Annotated in this window: 28 protein-coding genes; 13 read left to right on the top strand and 15 right to left on the bottom strand. The window is 63.6% G+C overall.

What is annotated here, in order from left to right:
- Positions 1-78: 78 nt before the first annotated feature.
- Both LDZ21_RS06645 and LDZ21_RS06640 read right to left on the bottom strand, forming a co-directional pair.
- The gene (locus LDZ21_RS06645) at positions 79-1392 is read right to left on the bottom strand and encodes a cellulase family glycosylhydrolase (RefSeq protein WP_244794781.1); all 1314 of its coding nucleotides are present in this window, start codon (positions 1390-1392) and stop codon (positions 79-81) included.
- 1 nt (position 1393) lies between these two features.
- A complete protein-coding gene (locus LDZ21_RS06640; protein WP_244794708.1) occupies positions 1394-2707 on the bottom strand; it encodes an O-antigen ligase family protein in 1314 nt (437 codons plus the stop codon).
- 438 nt (positions 2708-3145) lie between these two features.
- Between LDZ21_RS06640 and LDZ21_RS06635 the strand changes: the two genes are divergently transcribed.
- Positions 3146-3910 (top strand): hypothetical protein, encoded by a 765-nt coding sequence (locus LDZ21_RS06635; protein WP_244794707.1) that lies wholly within the window; start codon positions 3146-3148, stop codon positions 3908-3910.
- 15 nt (positions 3911-3925) lie between these two features.
- Here the strand turns inward: LDZ21_RS06635 and LDZ21_RS06630 are convergent, their stop codons facing one another.
- Together LDZ21_RS06630 and LDZ21_RS06625 are read right to left on the bottom strand one after the other, a co-directional pair.
- Positions 3926-4444, bottom strand: coding sequence for a CBS domain-containing protein (locus LDZ21_RS06630; RefSeq protein ID WP_244794706.1), 519 nt, complete (start codon positions 4442-4444; stop codon positions 3926-3928).
- 51 nt (positions 4445-4495) lie between these two features.
- On the bottom strand, positions 4496-4789 hold the full coding sequence (locus LDZ21_RS06625; protein ID WP_244794705.1) for a TFIIB-type zinc ribbon-containing protein: 294 nt from the start codon (positions 4787-4789) through the stop codon (positions 4496-4498).
- Between the two features lie 284 nt (positions 4790-5073).
- Between LDZ21_RS06625 and LDZ21_RS06620 the strand changes: the two genes are divergently transcribed.
- Positions 5074-5775: a carbonic anhydrase gene (locus LDZ21_RS06620; RefSeq protein WP_244794704.1), complete on the top strand. Its 702-nt coding sequence runs from the start codon at positions 5074-5076 to the stop codon at positions 5773-5775.
- A 51-nt stretch (positions 5776-5826) separates the two neighbouring features.
- On the opposite strand, the gene LDZ21_RS06615 is transcribed toward LDZ21_RS06620, so the two are convergent.
- Entirely contained in the window at positions 5827-6372 is a 546-nt protein-coding gene (locus LDZ21_RS06615; RefSeq protein WP_035966217.1) for a DUF4142 domain-containing protein, read from the bottom strand.
- Positions 6373-6513: 141 nt separating this feature from the next.
- Between LDZ21_RS06615 and LDZ21_RS06610 the strand changes: the two genes are divergently transcribed.
- Positions 6514-6729: an FmdB family zinc ribbon protein gene (locus LDZ21_RS06610; RefSeq protein WP_035966216.1), complete on the top strand. Its 216-nt coding sequence runs from the start codon at positions 6514-6516 to the stop codon at positions 6727-6729.
- A 73-nt stretch (positions 6730-6802) separates the two neighbouring features.
- Complete coding sequence (locus LDZ21_RS06605; protein WP_035966215.1) at positions 6803-7069, top strand: DUF1488 family protein; 267 nt, start codon at positions 6803-6805, stop codon at positions 7067-7069.
- Between the two features lie 260 nt (positions 7070-7329).
- Here the strand turns inward: LDZ21_RS06605 and LDZ21_RS06600 are convergent, their stop codons facing one another.
- Both LDZ21_RS06600 and LDZ21_RS06595 read right to left on the bottom strand, forming a co-directional pair.
- Entirely contained in the window at positions 7330-7797 is a 468-nt protein-coding gene (locus LDZ21_RS06600; protein ID WP_244794703.1) for a PleD family two-component system response regulator, read from the bottom strand.
- 75 nt (positions 7798-7872) lie between these two features.
- Positions 7873-8400 (bottom strand): ElaB/YgaM/YqjD family protein, encoded by a 528-nt coding sequence (locus LDZ21_RS06595; protein WP_244794702.1) that lies wholly within the window; start codon positions 8398-8400, stop codon positions 7873-7875.
- A gap of 310 nt (positions 8401-8710) precedes the next feature.
- Between LDZ21_RS06595 and LDZ21_RS06590 the strand changes: the two genes are divergently transcribed.
- Complete coding sequence (locus LDZ21_RS06590; RefSeq protein ID WP_244794701.1) at positions 8711-9655, top strand: DMT family transporter; 945 nt, start codon at positions 8711-8713, stop codon at positions 9653-9655.
- A gap of 21 nt (positions 9656-9676) precedes the next feature.
- Here the strand turns inward: LDZ21_RS06590 and LDZ21_RS06585 are convergent, their stop codons facing one another.
- The 3 genes from LDZ21_RS06585 to LDZ21_RS06575 form a co-directional block, all read right to left on the bottom strand.
- Entirely contained in the window at positions 9677-10210 is a 534-nt protein-coding gene (locus tag LDZ21_RS06585) for a cupin domain-containing protein (protein ID WP_244794700.1), read from the bottom strand.
- A 120-nt stretch (positions 10211-10330) separates the two neighbouring features.
- Entirely contained in the window at positions 10331-10579 is a 249-nt protein-coding gene (locus LDZ21_RS06580; RefSeq protein WP_244794699.1) for a hypothetical protein, read from the bottom strand.
- A 27-nt stretch (positions 10580-10606) separates the two neighbouring features.
- Complete coding sequence (locus LDZ21_RS06575; RefSeq protein WP_244794698.1) at positions 10607-11026, bottom strand: hypothetical protein; 420 nt, start codon at positions 11024-11026, stop codon at positions 10607-10609.
- 206 nt (positions 11027-11232) lie between these two features.
- Here LDZ21_RS06575 and LDZ21_RS06570 point away from each other — a divergent pair, with 206 nt between their 5' ends.
- The gene (locus LDZ21_RS06570; protein WP_244794697.1) at positions 11233-12150 is read left to right on the top strand and encodes a LysR family transcriptional regulator; all 918 of its coding nucleotides are present in this window, start codon (positions 11233-11235) and stop codon (positions 12148-12150) included.
- Positions 12151-12569: 419 nt separating this feature from the next.
- Here LDZ21_RS06570 and tehA read toward each other — a convergent pair whose 3' ends face one another.
- Both tehA and LDZ21_RS06560 read right to left on the bottom strand, forming a co-directional pair.
- Positions 12570-13556: a dicarboxylate transporter/tellurite-resistance protein TehA gene (gene tehA / locus LDZ21_RS06565; RefSeq protein ID WP_244794696.1), complete on the bottom strand. Its 987-nt coding sequence runs from the start codon at positions 13554-13556 to the stop codon at positions 12570-12572.
- A gap of 157 nt (positions 13557-13713) precedes the next feature.
- The gene (locus tag LDZ21_RS06560) at positions 13714-15192 is read right to left on the bottom strand and encodes an NCS1 family nucleobase:cation symporter-1 (protein ID WP_244794695.1); all 1479 of its coding nucleotides are present in this window, start codon (positions 15190-15192) and stop codon (positions 13714-13716) included.
- Positions 15193-15440: 248 nt separating this feature from the next.
- Between LDZ21_RS06560 and LDZ21_RS06555 the strand changes: the two genes are divergently transcribed.
- From LDZ21_RS06555 to LDZ21_RS06535, 5 genes are all read left to right on the top strand, one after another.
- Positions 15441-15665 (top strand): hypothetical protein, encoded by a 225-nt coding sequence (locus LDZ21_RS06555; protein WP_244794694.1) that lies wholly within the window; start codon positions 15441-15443, stop codon positions 15663-15665.
- A 118-nt stretch (positions 15666-15783) separates the two neighbouring features.
- Positions 15784-16707 (top strand): YihY/virulence factor BrkB family protein, encoded by a 924-nt coding sequence (locus LDZ21_RS06550; protein ID WP_035966205.1) that lies wholly within the window; start codon positions 15784-15786, stop codon positions 16705-16707.
- Positions 16708-16743: 36 nt separating this feature from the next.
- Positions 16744-17130, top strand: a complete 387-nt coding sequence (locus tag LDZ21_RS06545; protein ID WP_244794693.1) for a hypothetical protein — start codon at positions 16744-16746, stop codon at positions 17128-17130.
- A 15-nt stretch (positions 17131-17145) separates the two neighbouring features.
- Positions 17146-17835 (top strand): hypothetical protein, encoded by a 690-nt coding sequence (locus LDZ21_RS06540; RefSeq protein WP_244794692.1) that lies wholly within the window; start codon positions 17146-17148, stop codon positions 17833-17835.
- A 64-nt stretch (positions 17836-17899) separates the two neighbouring features.
- Positions 17900-18958, top strand: coding sequence for a diguanylate cyclase domain-containing protein (locus tag LDZ21_RS06535; RefSeq protein WP_309774377.1), 1059 nt, complete (start codon positions 17900-17902; stop codon positions 18956-18958).
- Between the two features lie 18 nt (positions 18959-18976).
- On the opposite strand, the gene LDZ21_RS06530 is transcribed toward LDZ21_RS06535, so the two are convergent.
- On the bottom strand, positions 18977-19888 hold the full coding sequence (locus LDZ21_RS06530) for a recombination-associated protein RdgC (RefSeq protein ID WP_244794690.1): 912 nt from the start codon (positions 19886-19888) through the stop codon (positions 18977-18979).
- Positions 19889-19956: 68 nt separating this feature from the next.
- Positions 19957-20883: a DMT family transporter gene (locus LDZ21_RS06525; protein ID WP_035966202.1), complete on the bottom strand. Its 927-nt coding sequence runs from the start codon at positions 20881-20883 to the stop codon at positions 19957-19959.
- A 112-nt stretch (positions 20884-20995) separates the two neighbouring features.
- Here LDZ21_RS06525 and LDZ21_RS06520 point away from each other — a divergent pair, with 112 nt between their 5' ends.
- Positions 20996-21460, top strand: coding sequence for an Lrp/AsnC family transcriptional regulator (locus tag LDZ21_RS06520; protein ID WP_244794689.1), 465 nt, complete (start codon positions 20996-20998; stop codon positions 21458-21460).
- A gap of 70 nt (positions 21461-21530) precedes the next feature.
- Complete coding sequence (locus tag LDZ21_RS06515) at positions 21531-21848, top strand: hypothetical protein (protein ID WP_035966285.1); 318 nt, start codon at positions 21531-21533, stop codon at positions 21846-21848.
- 53 nt (positions 21849-21901) lie between these two features.
- On the opposite strand, the gene LDZ21_RS06510 is transcribed toward LDZ21_RS06515, so the two are convergent.
- On the bottom strand, positions 21902-22060 hold the full coding sequence (locus LDZ21_RS06510) for a hypothetical protein (RefSeq protein ID WP_244794688.1): 159 nt from the start codon (positions 22058-22060) through the stop codon (positions 21902-21904).
- Positions 22061-22174 lie beyond the last annotated feature (114 nt).

Below are 22174 nucleotides of genomic sequence, written 5' to 3'. Positions count from 1 at the left end.
CCCTAACAAATTAGATGAAAACCAGAGACGTCAGTCGCAACCGACGACGGCGCGTTCCCTCGTACACGCCGCTTGATACTATGAACCGACCGTGATGAACACCGGTCCTTCCGCTTCGGTCACTGCGAGCACGTTGCGCCTGTCGCGCCGCGTGCCGTACAGATCGGCGATGACCGCGCTGGCCGGCAGACGCGATACATCGAGATTCATGACGTTGCCCGCGCCGTAGCACCAGACAACGTATTTCGTGGCGCGCGCATCGTCGAACTTGAGCACGACGGTCTGCTCCTTCTCGTCGATGAAGTAGCGCGCATTTTTCGTGTTGGCCGTGAACGCGAACAGATGCTTTACTGCGTGATACGCGGGCAGTTTTCTGTTTCCGGCATCCAGTAGTCCGAAGTTATGTTCCATTTCCTTCGGGTTGGTGCCGTCGTTGCGCATGTCGTAATACGACGTCAGCCCGACTTGCGCGATCCAGTTCATCATCAGCAGCCGCACCGCGTAGTTGGCCTGTCTCGCACGCGCCTCGCTTGAATGACCATTTCCGATATCAGTTACATAGTGATATCCGAAGCTCGGGTATGACCATTCGGTTGCCCACACTTGCGGACGTTTAACGTAGCCCGACAGGTCGTGGCGCAACTCGCGATAGTCGTCGAGCACTGTTTCCGGCTCCTGCTGCCGGTATGGATGCACACTCACTGCATCGGGGCCCGTCTGCGTCGCGCTGATATCGCCGACTGCGCGAATGAAGCCGCGATCCACCTGCTGGACTCCGCCCGTTGCGATTACCACGTTCGGATTGGCGGTCCGCGCCGCTTGCACCGCGTTCTGAAGCAGCGCGCGGTAAGCCGCAGGCGATGGTTCCGCGAGCCAGTAATCCTTGTGGTCCTGCTCGTTCCATACTTCGAAGCGCACGGGCGCATCGCGATAGCGGAAGGCAGCCTGATAGACATACGTGCGAAACGCGGCAAGCTGCGGCGCGGATGTCGGCGGCTGATTCGGGCTATAGGCGTAATGCTTGTAGCCGAGAATCAGCAGCGCGCCGAGGCCGCGTGCGCGCAGATTGTTCACGAGACCATCGAAGCCGGCGAAGTGCCAGCCATCGGGCGCTTGCACCGCTTCCCAGAAGAGGTCCGTACGCACGAACGAGAAGCCGACGTCCTTCACGGCGTCGAGCAGTTTCGTATCGCCGATCTGGTGGATCGCCACGCCCGTGTTCGCCCTCGCCGATGCAAACGACGGCAACGCGACGTACGCGCGTTCGAGCGACGACGACGAGCCATCGATGGTGAGACTCGGCGTCGCCGATGCGGGCAGCATGGACGCGCACATCGCCAGTACGGCGGCCACTGCGAGCCGCCGCCGAATATTGCCGCTCTTCTGCATGATGTCAGAGCCCCCGCAGGCCGTCGTGCGGCGCATCGATCACGGTTGCGCGCGCCCGCCAGTTGGCCGGCGTAAAGCGGGCCGGCATGCGCCAGATGACCGGTTGCATGAACGCCGCGTTCTCGCGCAGATAGCTCAACGTGACGCCGAAGAACAGCAGGCAGCCGATCGATTCGAACGTATCGGTCGTCGCACACGAGAAGAGCAGATAGAGCAGCATCGCCCACGTCGGCCGGTCGTCGGTCGGAGCGCGCATCATCAGCCGCACGAAAAACGCCACGAGCAGGAGCGCGCCGACGATCCCGAAGTTCGCCATCGCATACAGCAGCGAGTTGTCCGCGTAGGCGACATTGAAGCCGAACGCGCTCTCGTAATACGTCGTTGCCGAGCCGAAGCCGCCCGGCCCGAGGCCGAGCCAGATGCGGTTGTTCTTCAGCAATCCTTCCATGATGACCGGCCATGTGTTGAACATGCGGTCCTGGAACGAAGCGAGCGTCGTGAAACCGGTGCCTGAAAGATTGAACATCAGCGTGGCGATGTACGACACGAACGGAAACGCGATCGCGATTCCTGCGGCCCACAGGCAGGCGCGCTTGATCGTCATCGTCGAGAAGAAGCAATGCGCAACGACGACAATGGCCAGCGAGACCGGCGCCGTCTTGTTGGTCGTGGCGTGAATCGCCGCGCCTGCACACACAAGCAGCACGCACTGCAACCAGCGCTTGTCCGTGCGCATCAGCAGCCACGCTGTGAGCAGACCCGCCATCAGGCCCGTGGATGCGCTGTCGCGCCCGAAGCCCGAAAGCCGCGATGCGATGCCGACATACGACGCCACAGCGGCACGTACGTTATGCCCGCCGACGGAGACGCTGACGCCGACCCACGGCATCGTCATGAAGGTGTTGGCGAGGATGCCGATGCCGCAAAGCGCCGCCAGCACCGCGAGCCCCGTTGTCGCAACCCGGCCGTTCAGATACGCGAGTGCTTGCGGTGTCGCAGTGAGCGCGAAGAGCATCGGCGTGACCGTCCACAGCCAGAAGCCGACAGCTTCGGGCGCGACGCCATGCGATAGCGACACGCACGATTCCGCGAGCATGTACAACGCGATGAGCGCGTGGCTCGCTCTTGGACGCCTGATCAGCGTGTACATCACCCAGGCAAGCATCAGCAGCTTGGGAAGATACGCGGCCTGAGGCACGCCTGCCATCGAGGTGTAGTAGCGAATGACGCCCGAGAGCACGTCGCTGCCGACGGCTGCGATGAAACTCGCCACCCACAGCTTGTCTTCGAGCGATGCCCTGTCCAATACCCTGTTCATTGTTCTACCGTCGCATGTCGTTGGGTGTCGTCGTGTCGAAAGCAACCGGCGACCGCCTCTTGTTGTGTGCACGCGCGGGTGACTGCCGACGAACCTGGCCAGGCTCATCCCCGTTGCCGGAAATTTACCTGTGGGGTATACGCGGCTCAGTGCGAAGACGCACGCTTCGCCCGGGCGGCGAGGCGCGTTCACGTTTGCTATGTCGGCTTTCGCGCATAACGGTGCGCTCGCAATCGTTGCTAAGAGCGGCAGCGCACATAGACGCGGTATCGGCTCGCCGGCGGCCGCATTCGCGTCGATACGTCACGTCGCGAACATGCGTTCGTCGTCGTACATAGCGGCGTGATGGGCAAGCATAGGATTGCCTATCAAATGCGCCGCAGGACATGCGACGCCCAAGCGAATCGCCGTCCATCCACGTCATCCCGAGAGCGCTATATGAATGCACAAGACCGTGCCGCACTGACGCAGGCATCGCGAGGGGGTATCGCGATCTTCGAATCGATGGTGGCGCCGCCGACGCTCGCCGCGATCAAAAGCAAGCTCGATGCAGCTTACGAAGCGACACCGGATCACGAGCAGTTCTTCGGCTGCGCGAAAGACATCGTGCACACGCTGCGGGACGACGCCGCGTTCAGGGAACTGGAAAGCGAGGCGGTGCGGGCCGCGTCGAACTGGCTCGCCTCGACGATGCATGTCGACGGAAAGGTAGGACCGTGGTTCGGGCTTCGCGTGGGAAGCAGCGCATCGACGTCAGGCAGCCATTGCCGCCATTTCGATTCGCAAGTGCTGACGCTCGTGATCGTGCTGCAGACCGCAAGCGATGACGACCGCAGCGGCGATCTGATCGTCTATCCGAAAGCGCGCGGCATTCCGCGACGCCGCGACAACGTCTTGCGCAAGAGCATGCAGTGGGGCGAACGCGCGCTACCCTTCCCGCTTCGCGCGGCGCGCACGCAGCGCCATCTGGACAAGGGGCTGTGCACGCACATCCGGGGCACGGCGGGCAGCATCTACGTGTTCAACGGATTTCTGATGCAGCACTGCAATCTCGATGTGCTCGAGGGCGAGCGCCGCAGCCTCGTCATTCATTATCTGGACCCGGGTCTGTCGCTGGGGCTGGCGCAGGTCAATCGCCTGCGCCGCAACGAGAGGGCCGTTCCTAAAGAGGCGGCGTATCCCGCCGAGATAGACGCGACTTGACGAGGTGTGCAGAACTCACATAAGCCGCGTCGCGAGCGTTTGCGGCAGCGGACTGCGGCGCGTGAGTGCGCAGGTCGGCGCATCGTGGTGCGGGCCGCGCACGTAGGTTTCGAGTTGGTCGATCGCGAACTGCTGCTCGTCGATCACATAGCGGATCATGTCGCCGATCGACACCATGCCGACGAGCCGCACCCCATCGATCACCGGCAGATGACGGATGCGATGCCGCGTCATCAGCGCCATGCAATCGTCCGTGCGCGTGGCGAGACCGACTGACATCACCGGAGCGGACATGATCTCGCCGACAGTTGTCGTGCGCGATGCCTTGTCCTGCAGTATCACCTTGCGTGCGTAGTCGCGCTCGGTCACGATGCCGCGCACCGCGCCGTTCTGATCCCCGCCCGCCGTCACGACGAGCGCACCGACGCCGGCATGCGACATCAATGCAATCGCTTCGTAGACGTTCGCCTCGGCGCTGATCGTATGGACGGCCGTATCGGACTTCGCTTTCAGGACTTGCTTCACCGTTGCCATGCCTTTCTCCGTTTGCCTGGGAAGTTGCGCTGCACCTGCCTGCTGCCTGCTTCAATCGAAGTCGAACATTTCGCCGAGAAAGGATTTCTTGCGGCGCGGATAACCGTGCCGTCCTTTCGAATCGCTGTAGCGATGATCGTGATCGCGACGGTCCCAGTCGCCATCGCGAGCGTAGTGATGCGGCTGCTGCATTTTCTGCAACGACACCTGCTCGTCGCGCTGAACGAGACGATCGAGTTCGCCGCGATCGAGCCACACGCCGCGGCACTTCGGGCAATAGTCGATTTCGATGCCTTCGCGAGCGGTCATCAGCAGGTCCGTCGCGGGGCAGACAGGGCATTTCATGTCGATTCCTTTCGGTTTGCTTTCGATGGAGACAATCTAGCGGAAGCATCGACGCCATGAAATGCACGAAATCGAGCGCATTAGTTCGTAAAAACCGAAGTCTTCATGCTCCGGACGTAGGTTCGACGCGATGTATCGAACCGTTCGCCCGCTGCGCGCGCAGCCAGTAACGCTCGCCACGGTGCGAAGTCCTTCGCCAACGACTTGCGCATCATCTCAAAACCCCGCAAGCTCTCGGTTGGCGGCGGGCAGCCGCTCGCCAATCCGCACTTAAAGGGCCCCCAATGTCCGATAAATCCACGATGAGCGAACAACGCGAAGGCTCCGATCAGCCCGACCTGCTGTACCTTCTTCAAGGCGCCGAAGACTTCAGCCGCTTCGTTTTTCCCGACAGCGAAGCGCTTTTCAAAAGCCTCGCGCACCAGCAGGCGCCGCATACGCTGTTCATCACCTGCGCGGACTCGCGGGTGTCGCCGGAAATGATTACGCAGACGCGTCCCGGCGAGCTGTTCGTGTGCCGCAACATCGGCAATATCGTGCCGGCGTACGGCGAGATGCTCGGCGGCGTGTCAGCCGTGGTCGAATTTGCGGTGCTGGCGCTGAACGTGCGGCAGATCGTGATCTGCGGCCATTCGGATTGCGGCGCGATGAAAGGCCTCGCGTCGGGCGCGACGATCGCCGATGAAATGCCCACCGTTCACGCGTGGCTGCGCAACGCGGAAGCCGCGCGCAGCGTCGTGACGGCGAGAAAGCTGGAGGAAGAACGCGTCGTGCAGGCGATGGTCGAAGAAAACATCCGGCTGCAACTCACGCATTTGCGCACGCATCCGGCAGTGGCCGGGCGGCTCGCGCTCAAACAATTGCAGGTGCAGGGCTGGGTCTACGACATCGGGCAGGGAGAGGTATCGGTTTTCGACGAAGGCGAAGGTGTCTTCGAGTCGATTCCCGAAGCGCGGGAGCGCTTGCTGCGCCAGGGCGCGCGTTGATCCGCGAACGCTGAGACGGCGCGGCTTGCGCCGCGCCTGTCATGGAACTGCTTACTGCACGCCCTTCTTGGCCGCGAGATCCTGCGCCATCTTCAAATGCTGCTGGATGGTCGGCAGCGCCTTCTGAGCCGCCTTCTTCAGATCCGCGTTCTGCCCTTCCTGCGCTTCCTTCTGGAAAGCCTCGACGGCCTGCTTGTGGCCCTCGACGCCGACCTTCTGAATATAGGCGGTGTCGAACTCCTTGCCCTTCAGGCCCTTCAGCGAATCGAGCACGGCGGTATCGGAGTTGTCCTTCGGCACGGTGACGCCGTGCGGCGCAGCCATCTTCAGTTGCAGCGTGAGCTTGGTGTGATCGACCATCATGTGATGCGCGAAATTCTTCACGTCCTTGTCCTGCGACTGTTTCGACGCGAGCTTGCTTGCATCGATTTCGGTGGAACTCGACATCGACGCTGCCTGCACGAATTCCTTGTCTGGCGATCCCAGTTCATTGGCTTGCGTGGTGCTGGCCGCCTGCGTCTGCGCAAGTGCGACTGCCGGCGCGGCGGATAGAAGCGCCGATGCCAGCGCGGTGAGCAGAACTGCATTGCTTTTCATTGAAGCCTCCTTGGGCGGTTGTTTGCCGCTTCTTCAGCAATACCGATGCCACGCTGTTTCACGCATGACACGATTCGGAACATGGCTTGCTGACGCCATGAGTTGCTACACTGTTCTTGTTCCCTTTCCCGATAGAGCACCATGCCCGTTTATGACTACGAGTGCGCGCGATGCGGCGCGTTCGAAGCAGTGCGCCGCATCGCCGAGCGTGACGACCCCGTTTCCTGTCCCGGCTGCGGCGAGACCGCACCACGTGTGACAATCGGCGCGCCATCGGTAGGAAGCAGCGGCGGAGAATCGAAGGAAAGCGTGGGCGGCTACGGCATGCGGCATGTCGGCGGCTGTTCGTGCTGTTAGCGCAGTGCGGTCGCGGCGGGCATGAGCGTTGCAGACCGTGCAGCGTTTCTCTGACGAAAACAGGAGGTGAAGGATGGCAATAGAGTTCAGCGGGCGGCGTCACGTCGTGGCGGCAGCGCGGGTCGCATTCGAAGCGACCGTCGATGGACGCGAAGTCTGGTGCAGCGTCTCTCTCGATGCGCTCAACGATCACTTCGGTAATGCCGGCACTTCGTCGCACGCGATGCTGAGTGCCTTCGAAGGCGGACGTGTCGAGATCGAGGAAGCAGCCCGGCGAACGCTCGAGCGCAATGGCGGACAGTCGGTCGAACTGGAAACGAACGACTTCAATCGCCGCTGAAGCGTTGCTTAGTTGCGTTGGCTGATGAGCGCGTCCGTCGCGATGCGCGATTCAGCCAAACTCGGAGCGCGACTTTCGCTAGGCGTTCGAACAACGCACGGAAAGAGCGACGTACTCTTTCTTCTCGATAAACGGGCAGCCTTCGTGCTGCTCTTTTCATTGGATGCAATGGAGTTGGCGCATCCGCATCTAACGGACCACGTAATCCATACGTCGAGTTATCGCCGCAGGCTTGCGGTCAATGATCACACCGCGCTCCGTCATCGCGCATAAAAACGCGTCAGTACATCCACCAGCCACCAGAACGGACACGGCTTACGGCACACGCCGTCGTAACCGGCTGTTTGCAGCGTATCGCGCATTTCATCGGCTGCGAAAGCGATCACCAGTTGTTGCGGCGTGTCGGGTGTGTCGGCGTGGCCGCGCAACTCGCGCACGAACCAGTGGTCCGGCATTGCCGGCCTCGCTTGTCCACCCGCCGCGTTGCCGAACCGCGTATCGACGAACACCGCCTGCGGATGCCACGTCGACGACAACTGAACGGCGCGTTCCGGCTCGCCGATCTGCACGGCTTCGAAGCCGCGCATCGCGAGCAGCAGCGCAAAAGAGTCCCCGACATTCGGCTCCGAATGCGCGATCAGCACGCGTCGCGGTGCGCTGACGACCGCCATGCGAGGCGTCCAGACTTCGCGGCGGCCCGTTCCCGCTTTGTTCAGTTCTCCGTCCATGTGTTCGGCGCGGCGATGAGCGCCGCACCGTAATCCATCAAGCAAGGACGAGGCCCGCCGCCCGGCCCGGCGCGTTCAGCGAGAAATCAGCAAGCCGACGATCAGACCGCCTATCGCGCCCATCGTGATCGCTTTCCACGGATTGTCGTGCACGAAGTCATCGGTGCCCTCCGTGACGCGGCGATACCGCGCAACCGCCACATCCTGCGCGCCCGCGATCACGCGTTTCGCGCGTCCGCTCGTCGAAGCGGGATCGGGATGAAAGCGGCTGCCCTGCCCCTCCGACGATGCCGAAGCCGGCTGCGCAAGCACCGCGGGACTGTCGCCGCCTTCGAGCGGGCTGCCATGCACATGCTCCGGGGAACGCGTCGGCACGTGCCGGGGCGGTTTGTGCGCCGCGCCGGCCGCGAGCGGCGTCACGTTGTCATCGCTGCCCTGCTCCATGCCCGGTCCCAGCGCCGCTTCCATCGCGCTCGTCACCGCGCTGCGCGACAGCGGCGGCGCTGGCGGTTGCCCGCCGGGCGTCCCCGCGCCGTTGCCCGACGCGTTATCCGATGTGATGCCTGCCGTGCTCCCCGATGCGTTGCCGTTTACGTTAGCCATGACGTCCTCTCCTTGTGCGTACCAGATGCATTGGCCAATCAATGCGCGTATCGATGACGCAAGAGTCGCACCGGACCGCCACGCCCGCCAGTCGTCCGTTCGGCCTAGGCCGGTTCGCCGGACGGCCGCGCGCCGCATCGCAATTTCTTTCACATACCGGTGAGAATTGCTCGTTTGCCGCCCGCGATCCGCACGCCTACGATGACTCTCCTGTCAGGCGATGCATCTTTCGTTTCACGCCGCGCCGAAGCATCCGTCGCGCGCCCGCCGATACGATGGCTTCGCTCCCGACTCCTTTGCGAAGCCCGCCATGAATCCCGTCAATCTTGCTCAACTGCTCTTACTCGCCGCGCTGTGGGGCGGCTCCTTCCTGTTCATCCGTGTCGGCGTGACCGATCTCGGCGTCGCGCCGCTGATGGCGCTGCGCGTCGGCATCGGCGCGCTGTTTTTGCTGATCGTGCTGGCGCTGCGCGGCTCGCCGCGCGAAGCCATCGCGACGATGCGGCAGCGCGCGTGGCCGCTCATCGTCGTCGGCGTGTTCAACTCCGCCGCGCCTTTCTGTCTCTTCGCGTATGCCGAGCTGACGCTGTCGGCGGGCGTGACCTCCGTCATCAACGCGACGACGCCGCTCTGGGGCGCGCTCGTGGCGTTCGTGTGGCTCGGCGATCGCCTGAGCCGCCTGCGCGTTGCGGGACTCGCGATCGGCTTCGCCGGCGTGCTCGCGCTGGTATGGGACCAGACCTTGGCTCATCCGGGCGCGACGGCCTCCGCGGTCACGCCGATGAGCACCGCGCTCGCTGCCCTGGCCGGCCTCGCCGCGACGCTTTGTTACGGCATCGCGGCAAGCTATACAAAGCGCCATCTGATGGGTGTCGATTCGCTGACCGTCGCCGCCGGCACGATGACGGCCGCGACCCTCGTGCTCCTGCCGTTCGCGCTGGTGTCGTGGCCCGCGGGACCGGTGTCGATGCACGCGTGGGGCGCGGTGATCGCACTGGGTGTCGCATGCACGGGTGTCGCGTACATGGTGTTCTTTCACCTGATCGCGGTGGCCGGGCCGGCGCGCGCGATCACCGTGACGTTCGTGATCCCGATCTTCGGCATCCTATGGGGCGCGCTGTTCTTGTCGGAACGCGTGTCGATCGGCATGGCAGTGGCGTGCGGCATCGTGCTCGCGGGCACGGCGCTGGCGACCGGCGTAGTCAAACGCGTGCCGTCGTGGCGCACCCGCCGTCCGGAATGCGTCAAGCAGTGACGGGACGGCGGAGCATCGCGCTCAACGCCACAGCCGCGTGAGGGCGCCGTCCTCTCCGCCGACGGGATCGGTGGCCGGGAACGGCAAGGCTTGCATCGCGCGCAGGTCGTCGGCGCTGAGGGCGTCGCGCCGGATGTCCCATTGCTGGTTCGGCGGATACGCGCCGATCACCTGAAACCGGCCGCCGCTTTTCAGCAGGCAATGACCGGTGCCGGCAGGCAGAAGGAGCGCATCGCCGGCACGCACGGAGATCACGCGCCCTCCCGGACCGCCGATGATCAGCTCCGCCTCGCCCGATGCAACTCCGAGCACCTCATGCGCCGTCGAGTGGAAATGGTGATAGTCGAAGACGCTGTCGCGCCATTGCGGCGGCCAGCCGTTCTGCGCGAAGAGTGCCTCGAAGCGGCTGCCACAGTCGCGGCCGCCGGGCTCGATCGCGCCGTGCCACAGCAGCACCGGCAGGCGCGCATTGTTCGGCACCCAGCCATTGGCGGCGAGCATGAAGTGCTCGCAGCGGGCGTCGGCTGCATGAAGGGTTTCGGATTGCTCGGCCATATCGGGTTCTCCGCGAGAGTTTGCGAAGGCCGAGCAACGGGTGTTCCAAGGATGCCGGCAAATCAGCCGAACGCGGCTTGCGTCGAACGCCGTTGAGCCGCGAGACAGGCACGGTGGGTGTCACCGCCCGTGCCAGTGCCCATAACCTCCGCCGAATCCCACTCCCACCGACACCGACGGCGCGTAGTGAGCCGGCCCGTACGCGTATCCATACGCCGGCGCGTAGCCGTATGCCGGCGCGGGCGCATAGCCATAAGGCGGCGCATAGACGCACCCGCCCAGCCCTACCGCGAGCCCGAGCGCGACGGGCAGGACGAGCGAGCGCGCCAGACTTCGCCCGCCCGGCTTCGTTGTAGTTGATGTTTTCATGACAACAGCCTCCCCGTCAGTTCCGGCTTACCAGTGACGATAACCATAGCCGCCGTGATGCGCGTACCAGTCGCGACGCTCCCAGTAGCGCGCGCCGTCCCAGTACCGGTCGCCATGCCAGCCGATGACGATCGCCGGCGCGGGCGCCACGACCACGGGCGCGGGCTGATACACGACAGGCGGCGCAGCCTGGTACGCGGCGGGTGGCGGTCCCGGCTGCCGCTCGACGTACACCGGCTGCTGCTCCACGTAAGCCGGTTGTTGCTCGACATAAGCCGGCTGCGGCTGGACATAGACGGGTTGCTGCACGTACACGGGCGGCGGAGCGTAAACGGGCGCGACCGGCAACCCGAGATTGACGCCAATGCTCACGCCCGCCGTCGCCGCTTCGCAAGCGAGACCCGCGAAGGCAACGATCCCCAGCCCTACGACACTCTTGATCTTCATTTTTTTCTTCCCCTGCCCAAGGCCGCAATGAGAGTGCGGCCATGAATCCATGGTATTCGCGGCGCCGCGCGCTTGCGTTACAACACCTGTAACAGATGTGAACGCTGAAACGAACGGTCGGTTGAGAATGCAACGCCGCCGCCCGCCGTTGCGCCGGCGCGCATGCTCGTGGGATAGTGCGGGCTTCGTCAAAACGGGATGCGCGAATGGACCTGTTGCGAAGCATGCGGATTTTCACGCGCGTCGCGGAAGCAGCGAGCTTCACTGCGGCGGCGCAACAGCTGGACATCACCACGGCGCAGGCGTCGCGTGCAGTCACGGATCTGGAGGCGCATCTGCGCACGCGCCTGTTGAACCGCACGACGCGCCGTGTCGCGCTCACCGATGCGGGCAACCGTTATCTCGCCCGCTGCAAGGAAGTAATCGCGCTCGTCGATGTCTCCGAGGCCGAAGCCAGCAACGCGCAAGTGTCGCCGAGCGGCGTGCTCCGCATGCATGCGCCGATCACCTTCGGACAGCACTATGTCGTGCCCGCGCTCACGCGCTATCTGGACGCGCATCCGCAAGTGCGTGTGGAGCTGACGCTGTCGCAGAACGTCCCGGACATGCTCGACGAAGGCTACGACGTGTTCTTGCAGATCACGACATCGACACTGCCGGATTCTGCGCTCATTTCTCACCGCATCTGCACGATGCCGAGCGTCCTCTGCGCGTCGCCGCGCTATCTCGAGCGTGCGGGCGTTCCGCGCTCCATCGAAGAACTGTCCGAACACGCGTGTCTGCAACTCGTCACGGCGTTCTTTCCGGTGGACCGCTGGATCTTCGAAGGCCCGCAAGGCAGCGTCGAAGTGGACTTGCCGCCGGGACGCCTGCGCGTGAACGCCGCCGACGCGCTCGCCGTCGCGGTCACGGACGGACTCGGCATTGCGCCGTTGCCGGCGCTGTCGGTGCAGCCGTTGCTGAAAAGCGGCGCGCTCGTGCGCGTGCTGCCGGAATGGGAACTCCAGACCATGACGATCTATGCGATGTACGCGTCGCGCCAGTATCTCGATGCGAAGATCAAGACGTGGGTCGCGTTTTTGCGGGATTTCGTCGTTGGGACGCTGGAGAGCGAGCTGGCGTGAAGCGCAGGCTTGGTGAATGCGGGCATCGGGCGTGGAGCGTTCGCTGAGACGGACTCGCCGCCCCTGCGGTTCGCCGGTTGCGGCTGGCGCTTTCATCGAATCAGAACGTGGGTAGCGTTCTTGCGGGATGTCGTCACTGGGACGCTGGAGAGCGGGTCGGCGTGGAGCGCCCAAGCGTCTTGAATGCGAGCATTGAGCGGCAACTTTACTGAGACGGACTCGCCGCCCTGCGGTTCGCGGATTCCGGCTGGCGCTTTCATCGAATCAAGACGTGGGTGGCGTTCTTGCTGGGGAGCGAGTCGGCGTGAAGCGCCCATGCGTGCGGAATGCGAGCATTGAGCAGCGGCTTCACCGAGAAGGACTCGCCGCCCTGCGGTTCGCGGATTCCCCCTGCACGCGGAGAATCCGCCGCGAAACCGTCAAGCCCCCTTCGCCGCGATCGCCGGCGCGGGCAATAAGCGGCCTGCGATCATCGCCCGGAGCGTTCCGGCAACCAGCATCGCGTTGACGATGTTCGCCGCGACGAACGCCACCGGCGCAATCCACTCGACCGGCCCTTGCGCGCCGCGTTCGAGCATGCGGATGGCCATCGTCGGCAGCGCGGCCGCGCCGAAGCTGAACGCCCAGTACGACGGCGTGAAATTGCGCTGACGAATCCACGGGACGAGACGCGCGAGCATCAGCGCCTGATACAGCCCATAGCCGAGCAGCATGTACGCGAAGGTATCCGGCGCGCCGTGCGTGATGGCGAGATACGACACGCCACCCACGACCGGCGGCGCGAGCTGAATGCCGAGGCTCGGGCGCAGCGCATCGGGCAGCGGCTCATGCACCGCCGCGCGATGAAGCACGAGCGATTCGATCGCGATCCACGAAAACACGCCCGCTCCGAAGAACAGCATGCCGGCCTGCGTCCAGCCCAGGCCCGCTGCCGCCGTGCCCGCGACAAAGCTGGGCGCGACCGTCGGCAGATACATGGCGGGCGTCGTCCATTCCGGCTTGCGGCCGCCTTGCCAGAATCGTCCGTGCAGATACGCGCCGAGCGCAAGCTGGCTCGCGACGCCCGCCGCGAACAGCACGATCGCCAGGGTGCGTGATTCGCTTTGCACGGCCTGCGCGGCGAGCATCGCCGATACGGGCGCGAGCGCGGCAAACGACGATTGCACCGGATGCTGCATCTCCGCGATCGCATCGGCGCGCTGCGTGAGCCACTTGTGCGCGTAGGCGGACATCAGCACCAGCCACACGGCGAGCGCGACCATCGTCATCACCGCCGGCACGCTTTCGGGAATCGGCCAAACCTTCGCGGCCGCGCGCCACGCACCGGCAAGCGCGAGCGCACCGACCGCGATGCCGAGGAACGCTACGGGCATCGGCGCACGCCCGGATGGAAGATTCGTGTTCATTGCTGCCTCTCCTTATCGAAGGACGCGGCGAGCGCGAATGCGTTCGTCTGTCGTTGGAGAGAGCTTAGGGGCGAGCGGCGGCCGTGCGAATGTCGCAGCGTCTCGTTCGGATGCGCGATCGTCTCGACTTGCGACGCCGCGCATCGCGCAAGCAGAGCTATTTGCGCCGCGCGATGCGCATCAACACGACGTACAGCACCGCGCCGGCCACCGCGCCGATCAGCCAGCCGAGATTGTTGGCGGGCAGAATTTTCAACAGTTGCGTCGAGAGTTCACATCCCACCGAGATGACGCCCGACACGAGCAACGCGGTCAGCCCGACCTTGTTCCATCCGCCGTCGTAGTAGAAGCGACCGCCAGGCTGCATCGTGTACAGCTCGGCGGCGTTCACCTGCTGACGCTTGACGAGGTAGTAATCGGCCATCATCACGCCGTACATCGGCGCGAGCACTGCGCCGAAAACCGACACGAAGATAGTGATGGCCTTCGGGCTGTCGACGAAGATCCACGGGCACACGAGGACCGCGAGTATCGATGCGATCAGCCCGCCCTTCTTGAAGTCGACGTGCTTCGGGAAGAGATTTGCAATGTCATAGGCCGGCGAAACGAAGTTGGCAACGATGTTGATGCCCATCGTCGCGATGATGAACGTGATGCTGCCGATCGCCACCGCGAGCTTGTTGTCGATACGCGAAACGATCTCGACCGGGTCCATGATCATCGTGCCGAAGACCTTCTCGCTGCCCGCCGTGACGATCACCGTGATGATCGCGAATGCAAGGAAGTTGAATGGCAGCCCCAGAAAATTGCCGATCTTCATTTGCCGCTCGCTTTTTGCAAAGCGGGAGAAATCGCCGAAGTTGAGCAGCAGCGCCGCGAAATAACTTACGACGAGCAAGGTCGCGTTGACCATCGCGTGCAACTGCTCGTCGCCGGGCAGCACCTTGCCGGAGAGCGTGAGGTCGAGACTGCCGAGGCCCGCGCGATACAGAATCCAGCCCATCAGAACGAACATCACCACATACACCGCCGGCCCGCAGAAGTCGATGAACTTGCGGATGATCTCCATGCCGCGCTGAAAGATTATGAGTTGCAGCAGCCACATGAAGAGGAAGCTGACCCAGCCGAGCATGTCGAGCCTGAGAAAGCTCGAATCGCGCAGCGCCACCGCCGATGGCACGAAGAGCAGCAAGAGCGTCGCGACCGCCTTCGATGCGAAGTAGGTCTGCACGCCATACCACACGATGCCGACGACGCCGCGAATCAGCGCGGCGAGATTCGCGCCCATGACGCCCATCGACACGCGTGCCATCACCGGGAACGGAATGCCGTGCACGAGGCTCGGCTTGCCGACCCAGTTCATCAGCACATAGACGATCAGGATGCCGATGGTCATCGCGAGCAGCACTTGCCAGCCTGAAAGTCCGAGCAGAAAGAGGCTGGCCGCGAAGGTATACCCGCCGACACTGTGAACATCCGACATCCACATCGCGAAGATGCTGTAGCCCGTCCATGTGCGGCGTGCGCGCGGAACCGGCGCGAGATCGTGGTTGTAGAGGCGTTCGTCGGCGTTGACGATTTCGACATCGGCGCCGGGGCCGGGCGTGGACGAATCGGCGACGTGAGAAGCAGGCATGACCGTCTCCCTGGCCGAGGCGTGCTTCAACCCGTGGTTGAACGCTCACGTTCGGCAGACTAAAGAAGCCGCGATGAACATGCGAATGGCCGGCGCTATAGAGAGGCACCGCGCCGCGACGGCTCGCTCATGCATGCGCGGACTCGTTGCGCCGGCCGTTGATGCAAGATTAATGCATGATTCCGAAAAGGTGAACGATGCAGGCTTGCCCGCTCAAGTAAAGCTGCATCCATGCCGATATGTGGGCCATGAGAAAAAAACGCCTCCCGTCCCGCGATCCGGAAATCGCACAGCAGGAAAGTCCCGTGGCTTTGGGCGATGCCTTCGCGGCCGCCGCCGAAGCGCTCGCGCTCTTCTGCCGCCTGCGCCGCATCGAAGCGGCGGATCTGCCCGCACGCGATGTCGATGCGCTGCTCGATATCGCCTTCGAAGAGGCCGCGCAGCAAGCCGCTGCCCAGCAACAACAACGCTGAAGCCGGCTGACTCCGCAGCCGGGCGTGCAACTTGCTCCCCGACCCTCACATCCTCTTTTAGATCAGGCGGGCAGGACATCGCGCCCATCGCCGCACATGCGCGCGTCGCGGAGGTCCCATGTCGAAGATTCTCGGCCCTGTACTGGGGCCTCAGCTTCACAACGTCGCGCGCCATCCGTTCGGCTTTCTCAAGCGCACGATCAAGGCGTTTCGCGCCAATCAGGGCATGCTGCTCGCGGGCGCGGTCGCGTATTACGCGCTTCTGTCGATCGTGCCGCTGCTGATCCTCATTGTCATCGTGCTGTCGAAGTTCGTCGGCCAGCGCGAGTTGCTCGAAACGCTCGCGCATCTGCTCGAATGGCTCGTGCCGGGACAGGCGCGGGCGATCGTTCGGGAACTCGCCAATTTTTTGACGCATCGCGCGGTCATCGGCTGGCTGCTGCTCGTCACGATGATCTTCTTCAGTTCGCTCGCCTTTACCGTGCTCGAAAACGCGATGTCGGTGATTTTCGTCCATCGCGTCGCGATCCGTCGACGGCATTTCCTGCTCTCCGCGCTGCTGCCTTATTGCTACATCCTGTTTCTCGGCGTCGGCATGCTGATCGTGACGCTCGTGTCGAACGGCTTGCAGGCGATGGGCGACAACAGCGTCATGCTGCTCGGCATCGAAGTGTCGCTCAAGGGTGCTTCGCGCGTGCTGCTGTATCTGCTCGGCGTGGCCGGCGAGATTTTCGTGCTGACGTCGATCTATCTCGTGATGCCGGTCGGTCGGCCATCGTTTCGGCTCGCGCTGCTCGGCAGCGTGACGGCCGCCGTGCTCTGGGAAATCACGCGGCACGTCCTCGTGTGGTACTTCGCGACGCTGTCGCAAGTGAGCGTCGTCTATGGCTCGCTGACGACATCCATCGTCGTGCTGTTCAGCCTCGAAGCGCTCGCGACGCTTCTGCTTTTCGGGGCACAGGTGATATCGGAGTTCGAGCGTTTCGGCTTGCCCGAACGCGATGTCACCAAGCCGTTTACGACCGAGGATGCGCAGCATTGAACACCATGCGCGCTACCATGAAGTCATGCGCCGTCTGTGCGCGATGCCACCAAAAGCGGCACCGCTGATCTGAGGAATGTCGAACGTGCCGTGCTGGCCTGCTCAATGCTACGGTACTATTCAGCTTTTGCACGGGCGGGCGACGCCGCTATTCGCCGCGCCTCGCAACATGTACGTACTTTTGCCTTATCTTACGTGCCGCATCGGGAAGTTTTTTCCGCATGCGGCGCTAGTTACGTGGTGCGAAGAGAGAACTTCCTCTTCGTTGAAATCTGCGTATTGCATTCGTTTTTTATGATCGAATGGCACGCGCCGCGCACTGCTCGCATTCGTGATCTTTGCGTCCGGCGCTTCACACGGCTTGCGCGTCAGGCTGCCAGCGCACTCGATGCGCCGTGCGCCTGCCGCCGTCGACGAACATGATTCTGGAGCGCTGCCATGCCCCGACACGCTGAGCTACCTGAAGAGCCGTTCGCGGGCGGCCCGAGTCCCGCTAACGATCCGTCCGTGCCTGATGCGCCGTCCGGATCCTTCGCCGACTTCGACGACGAAGAAGATATCGAGGCGGAGCCCGATCCCGTGCGCCCGCCGCGCCGCTTCGGCCGGCTCGCGCTGTGGATGGCGTCGGCGACTGCGCTCGGCGTCGGCGTGCTCGGCACCGTCGCATACAGCATGTGGTTCAATCAGGACCAGCGCGTGTATGCAGAAGCGATGACCAGTGCGCGGCAGACGCTCGGCGTCGATCAACCGGTCCTAGCGGCCACGCAGTCGTCGGGCGTAGTGGAAGCGCCCTCGACGGTGACGCATCCCGAGAACATCAAGCTCGCGGGCAGTCCGCCTGCGCTTGACCGGCCCGGTCTGAGCGCCGTCGCGGCAGCGCCGGCCGCCATCGCCGAGGACGACACCACCGAGCGCCGCGCGACGCCATCGAGTCAATCCGGCAATCGCGCGAACCGTGCAGCGGAGAAACCGGCGCGCACGGCGCAAGCGAACCAGAACGTCAAGCGTCATGCGCCGCCAGCGAAGGCCGAGCCGGGACTCTTTGCCCGCGTGGGCGCCTTCTTTCATCGAGTGAGCTATCGACGCAATGCCACATCCGGTCAGCGAGAGGAATATTCCCGTCCGTGACGGCGACGCGTTTTCGACGCGCGCACTTCGGTGGACTGACGGCGCGCGCGCGCATATCCAGCGGTTGCGTGTGCCCGGTCCCGCGCCCCTGGCCGGCGTCGCGCTGCTCTGCCTGCTGATCGGGCTGCTCTTTCTCGCGTTTCAGGTCCGCGCGATTTTCTCCGCGCAACTCCAGCAGGAATACATCGGACTCGTGCTCGAAGCGGTCGAGCGGGCCGATACGGCGCGCGCATCCGCGTTGGCGCTACAGGATGCCTCGACCAGCGACACCGCCCATCGCGCGGCCTATCGCGACGCGCGCATTGAATTCGCCGCGCGGCTCGCGAGCCTGCATGCCCTCATCATATCCAGTCCGGCGCCCGCCCCCGCGCTGCCTTCGAGCGTGCTCCTGCCCGCAGCCGATCTGAAAGCGGCGAGCGCCGCGCTCGATTCCGCCTATTTGTACTGGCGCGCCGAACGCGATCGCGCGAGCGCCGATGTGCGCGAACGGATCGTCAGCGTGTCGCATACGCTGATCGCGCTGTCGTCGATCGTATTTGGCGTGCTGATAACCGCGCTCGGAATGTATGCAAAACGCAATCGGCAACTGGTTGGACTTTCGAGCGAATTCGAGCACGCGTCCCTGCACGATGCGATGACCGGCCTTCCCAACCGCCGCAAGCTTTTCGCCGCGCTAGAAGAAACGGCGGAGCATCTCGGCGACGGCACGAATGCAAAACGCATCGCCGTGCTGTATATCGATCTCGACGGATTCAAGCGCGTCAACGATACGCACGGCCACCGCATCGGCGATGAGTTTTTGATTGCGGTATCGCGGCGTTTTCGTCAGACGGTGCGCAACAGCGATGTGGTCGCGCGCATCGGCGGCGACGAGTTCGCCGTGCTCGTGCGGGAATTTTCGAGCGATCTGGAACTGGCGGCGATCGCGCAGCGCATCATCACGTGCGTGGCGGAAACCGATGGCCGCATGGACTTGTCGCTCGTGCGCGCGAGCATCGGAATCGCCAGTTATCCGGATCGCGTGACCGATTACTGGCGGCTCGTCGCCGCCGCCGACGACACGATGTACGCCGTCAAGCGCAACGGCAAGAACGGCTACGCGTTCGCATCGCCGGCGGCGTGACCCGGCCTTGAAGGCGGCTTATGCCGCGGCGCGCAGGTCTTCTTCGCCGCCGAGTGCTTCGGTCAGCGCCGTGAACAGGCGAGCGAGTTCGCCCGTCATCAGCAGGAAGTCGGATTCGAAACGCTCGTCGTCGTTGGCCGCGGTGGGATCGGCGGCTTCCTTGATGACGTCGAGCGGCGTCACGCGCTTGAGCGTCAGCGACGGCGTCAGCACGAAGGACACGCGGTCGTCCCAGGTCATCGCAAGACGCATGCACTGCTTCCCCGCTTCGATGTGGCGGCGCATGTCCTCGGCCTCCAGCGCATGGCCGACGTAGCGCACCGTGGCATTGCCTTCGCCGGTCGAGCGCAGTTCGGTGTCGCGATCGAGCGTGAAGCCTGCGGGACCGTCGCCGCTCAGCAGCCACTCGGTCATCGCGGATACCGGCGAGCGCGCGGGACGAACGCTGGCGAGCGGCAGATCCGTGACCGACTTCACCAGCAATCCGATGATGTCATCGGCAACCGTCGCGGATGCCGCGTCGATCGCGAGCCATCCATGCACCGGATCGATCCAGACGCGCGTATCGCGGCGAATACTGAATGCACGCGGCAACAGCTCGTCGGTCACCTGCTCCTTCAGTTCGCGCATCTGCTTGCGGCCGGGTTTGAAGCCCTGCTGCCCTTCGAGTTCGAGCGCGCGTTCCTTCGTGAACTGCGTGACGACGGACGCGGGCAGCAGTTTCTTCTCCGCGCGATACGTGATCAGCATCTGGCGGTTGATCGTGTAGACGAGCGAATCGTCGTTGCGCGGCGAGACCCAGCCGCGCCGCTCGTTCTCGACGCTCGATGCGGCGCAGAAGCCAAGCGGCGCGAGCCATTGCTCCATTTGACCCGGCGTGACGGTCCAGTGAGCGGGAAGACGGTGAAGCTGAAGATTCTTGAACCACATGGCGGCGCTTTCGATGTTGTTCGGAAAAGCGGGCCATTCTATACGACGCGCATCGCATTCTGCATGCATCATTCGTTCGCATGGCGGCGTGCCGGCACGATGCGCCATTGCAGATTGACGCCCGCCGCTGCGAGCAGAATCAGCGCTGCCCCCGCGACTTGCAGCCAGGCGAGATGCTGGCCGAACGCAAGCCAGTCGACGACGATCGCCACCACCGGATAGATGAACGACAGCGCGCCCGTCATGGCGACGGGCAGTTTCTGGATCGCGCCGTAAAGAAGCACGTACATGAGCCCCGTATTCACGACGCCGAGCACGATCAGGTCGGCCCATCCGCCGATGCTTGCAGGCGCGGCATCGAACTGGGCGAACGGGCTGAGCATCGCGATGCCGAGCAGCACATGCAACATGGCGATGAGATGCGGCGGCGTGTCTTTGAGGCGCTTTGTGATGATCGACGATATCGCGTACAGAAAGGCCGCGCCGAGCGCATAGGCGATGCCTTCGAGATAGCGTCCGGGCATCGCGAGCACCGCCGGTTCGACGCGCACGACCATCACGAGCCCTACGAACGCGATGCCGAGCCATGCGAGCGTCGAAGCGGAAATTCGCTCGCGCAGCACGAGCGCCCCGAGCGCGACGAGCATGAACGGCTGCGTGTTGTAGACGGTCGTGGCCATCGAAATCGACGCGCGCGAATATGCGGCGAACAGCAGCAGCCAGTTGCCGACGATCGCGACGCTGCCAAGCGCGACCCATCCCAGCATGCGCCACGAGAAATAGCGCTTGCGGAGGAAACCGAGCATCGCGCATATCGCGACGAGCGTCGCTCCGCCGAAGACGCAGCGGAAGAACACGACGTTCCATGCCGACTGCCCCGACGACACGACGAGCCAGCCGATCGTGCCCGACATCAGCATCGCGAGCGTCATTTCGATGGCGCCGCGCCGATGCCCGGCGGCGTTGCGGGTGTTGCTGATCGCGTGACTGTTCATGGCGGTGATTCGGACGCGGTTTCGATAAGCTGAAGTCTATCGATGCGCGCCACGTAAAACCATGCCTAAAATAAGGCACTTTTCGTTCTTCATCTTGCTATCGAAGGCCATCATGCCGAAGCACCTTAACGCATCGCAGACGACCATCGACGCCATCGATCGCGAACTGATCAGCGTGCTTGAAAGCGACGGACGCATCGCGGTAAGCGAACTGGCGAAGCGCATCGGACTGTCCGCGCCGAGCACGGCCGAGCGCATCCGCCGTCTCGAATCGCAAGGCGTCATTCGCGGCTTCACGGTGCAGATCGATCCGGCCGCGCTCGGTTATACGCTGCAAGCCATCGTGCGCGTTCAGCCGTTGCCGGGTCAGTTGCATCTGGTCGAGGAAGCGATCCGGCGGATTCCCGAGTTCGTCGAATGCGTGAAGGTCACGGGCGATGACTGCTTCGTCTGCCGCCTGTATCTGCGTTCCATCGAACATCTCGACGATATCCTTGCGAAGGTCACCGACCGCGCCGCGACGAGCACGGCCATCGTGAAGACGACGCCTATCGAGCGCAGGCTGCCTCCGCTCTGAAGAATCGCGTTGCACCCATCGAACGGCGCTACACTAGGGACGCTTGTTGCTGCAAGCGAGGGAGCATCCGATGACCGACACCGACGCCAAGCGCACGTTTCGCGGCCTGCCGCTCACGCCCGAGCAGGATGCCGAAGTCAGGCATTACATCAAGAAAAAGAAGCAGCGCGGCGAACCGTGGGATACGCCCGAACTGACCGCGATGCTGCGCGACATGCTTGACCCACCCGACAGCGACGAAGCGTCGGATGAAGAGGCCGACGGAGAAACGCGCGCGTTCGCCGAACGCGCATCGGCGTCCGTCGACGAAGGGATCGATCCGATCGAGAACAGCGAGGAATGGCACGCTGCGATGGAAGCCGAAGCGATGAAAGGGCCAAGACGTTAGGACGAAAAAAACGCCGGTAAAAACCGGCGTCATATCCGCTTGGTCCATCGCATTCAGTGCCTGTGATGCAGCCAGTCACGCGGCGGATGAGTATCGAGCCAGCGCGCTTTCGGTGGATGAATATGCGGGTGCCTGTGATGCATGACCAGAATCACGATGGCGCATAGCACCACGACGACTCCGACCATCAAGGTAATCATCGGCTCGGTCATCGGAACCTCCTTCAGGGCAAGAGGACGACGCTTTCATTGTAGATGCTCTCGCGCCGTCAAAGCGCACTGCGCCGTAAATCGATTTGTATTGCGTAATCCCTTATAAGCAGCCCG

It is taken from the genome of Caballeronia grimmiae (assembly GCF_022879615.1).
In the GTDB taxonomy this organism is placed as follows: domain Bacteria; phylum Pseudomonadota; class Gammaproteobacteria; order Burkholderiales; family Burkholderiaceae; genus Caballeronia; species Caballeronia grimmiae.
The sequence above is the reverse complement of the archived record's forward strand: the minus strand, read 5'-3'. Positions and strand labels throughout refer to the sequence as shown.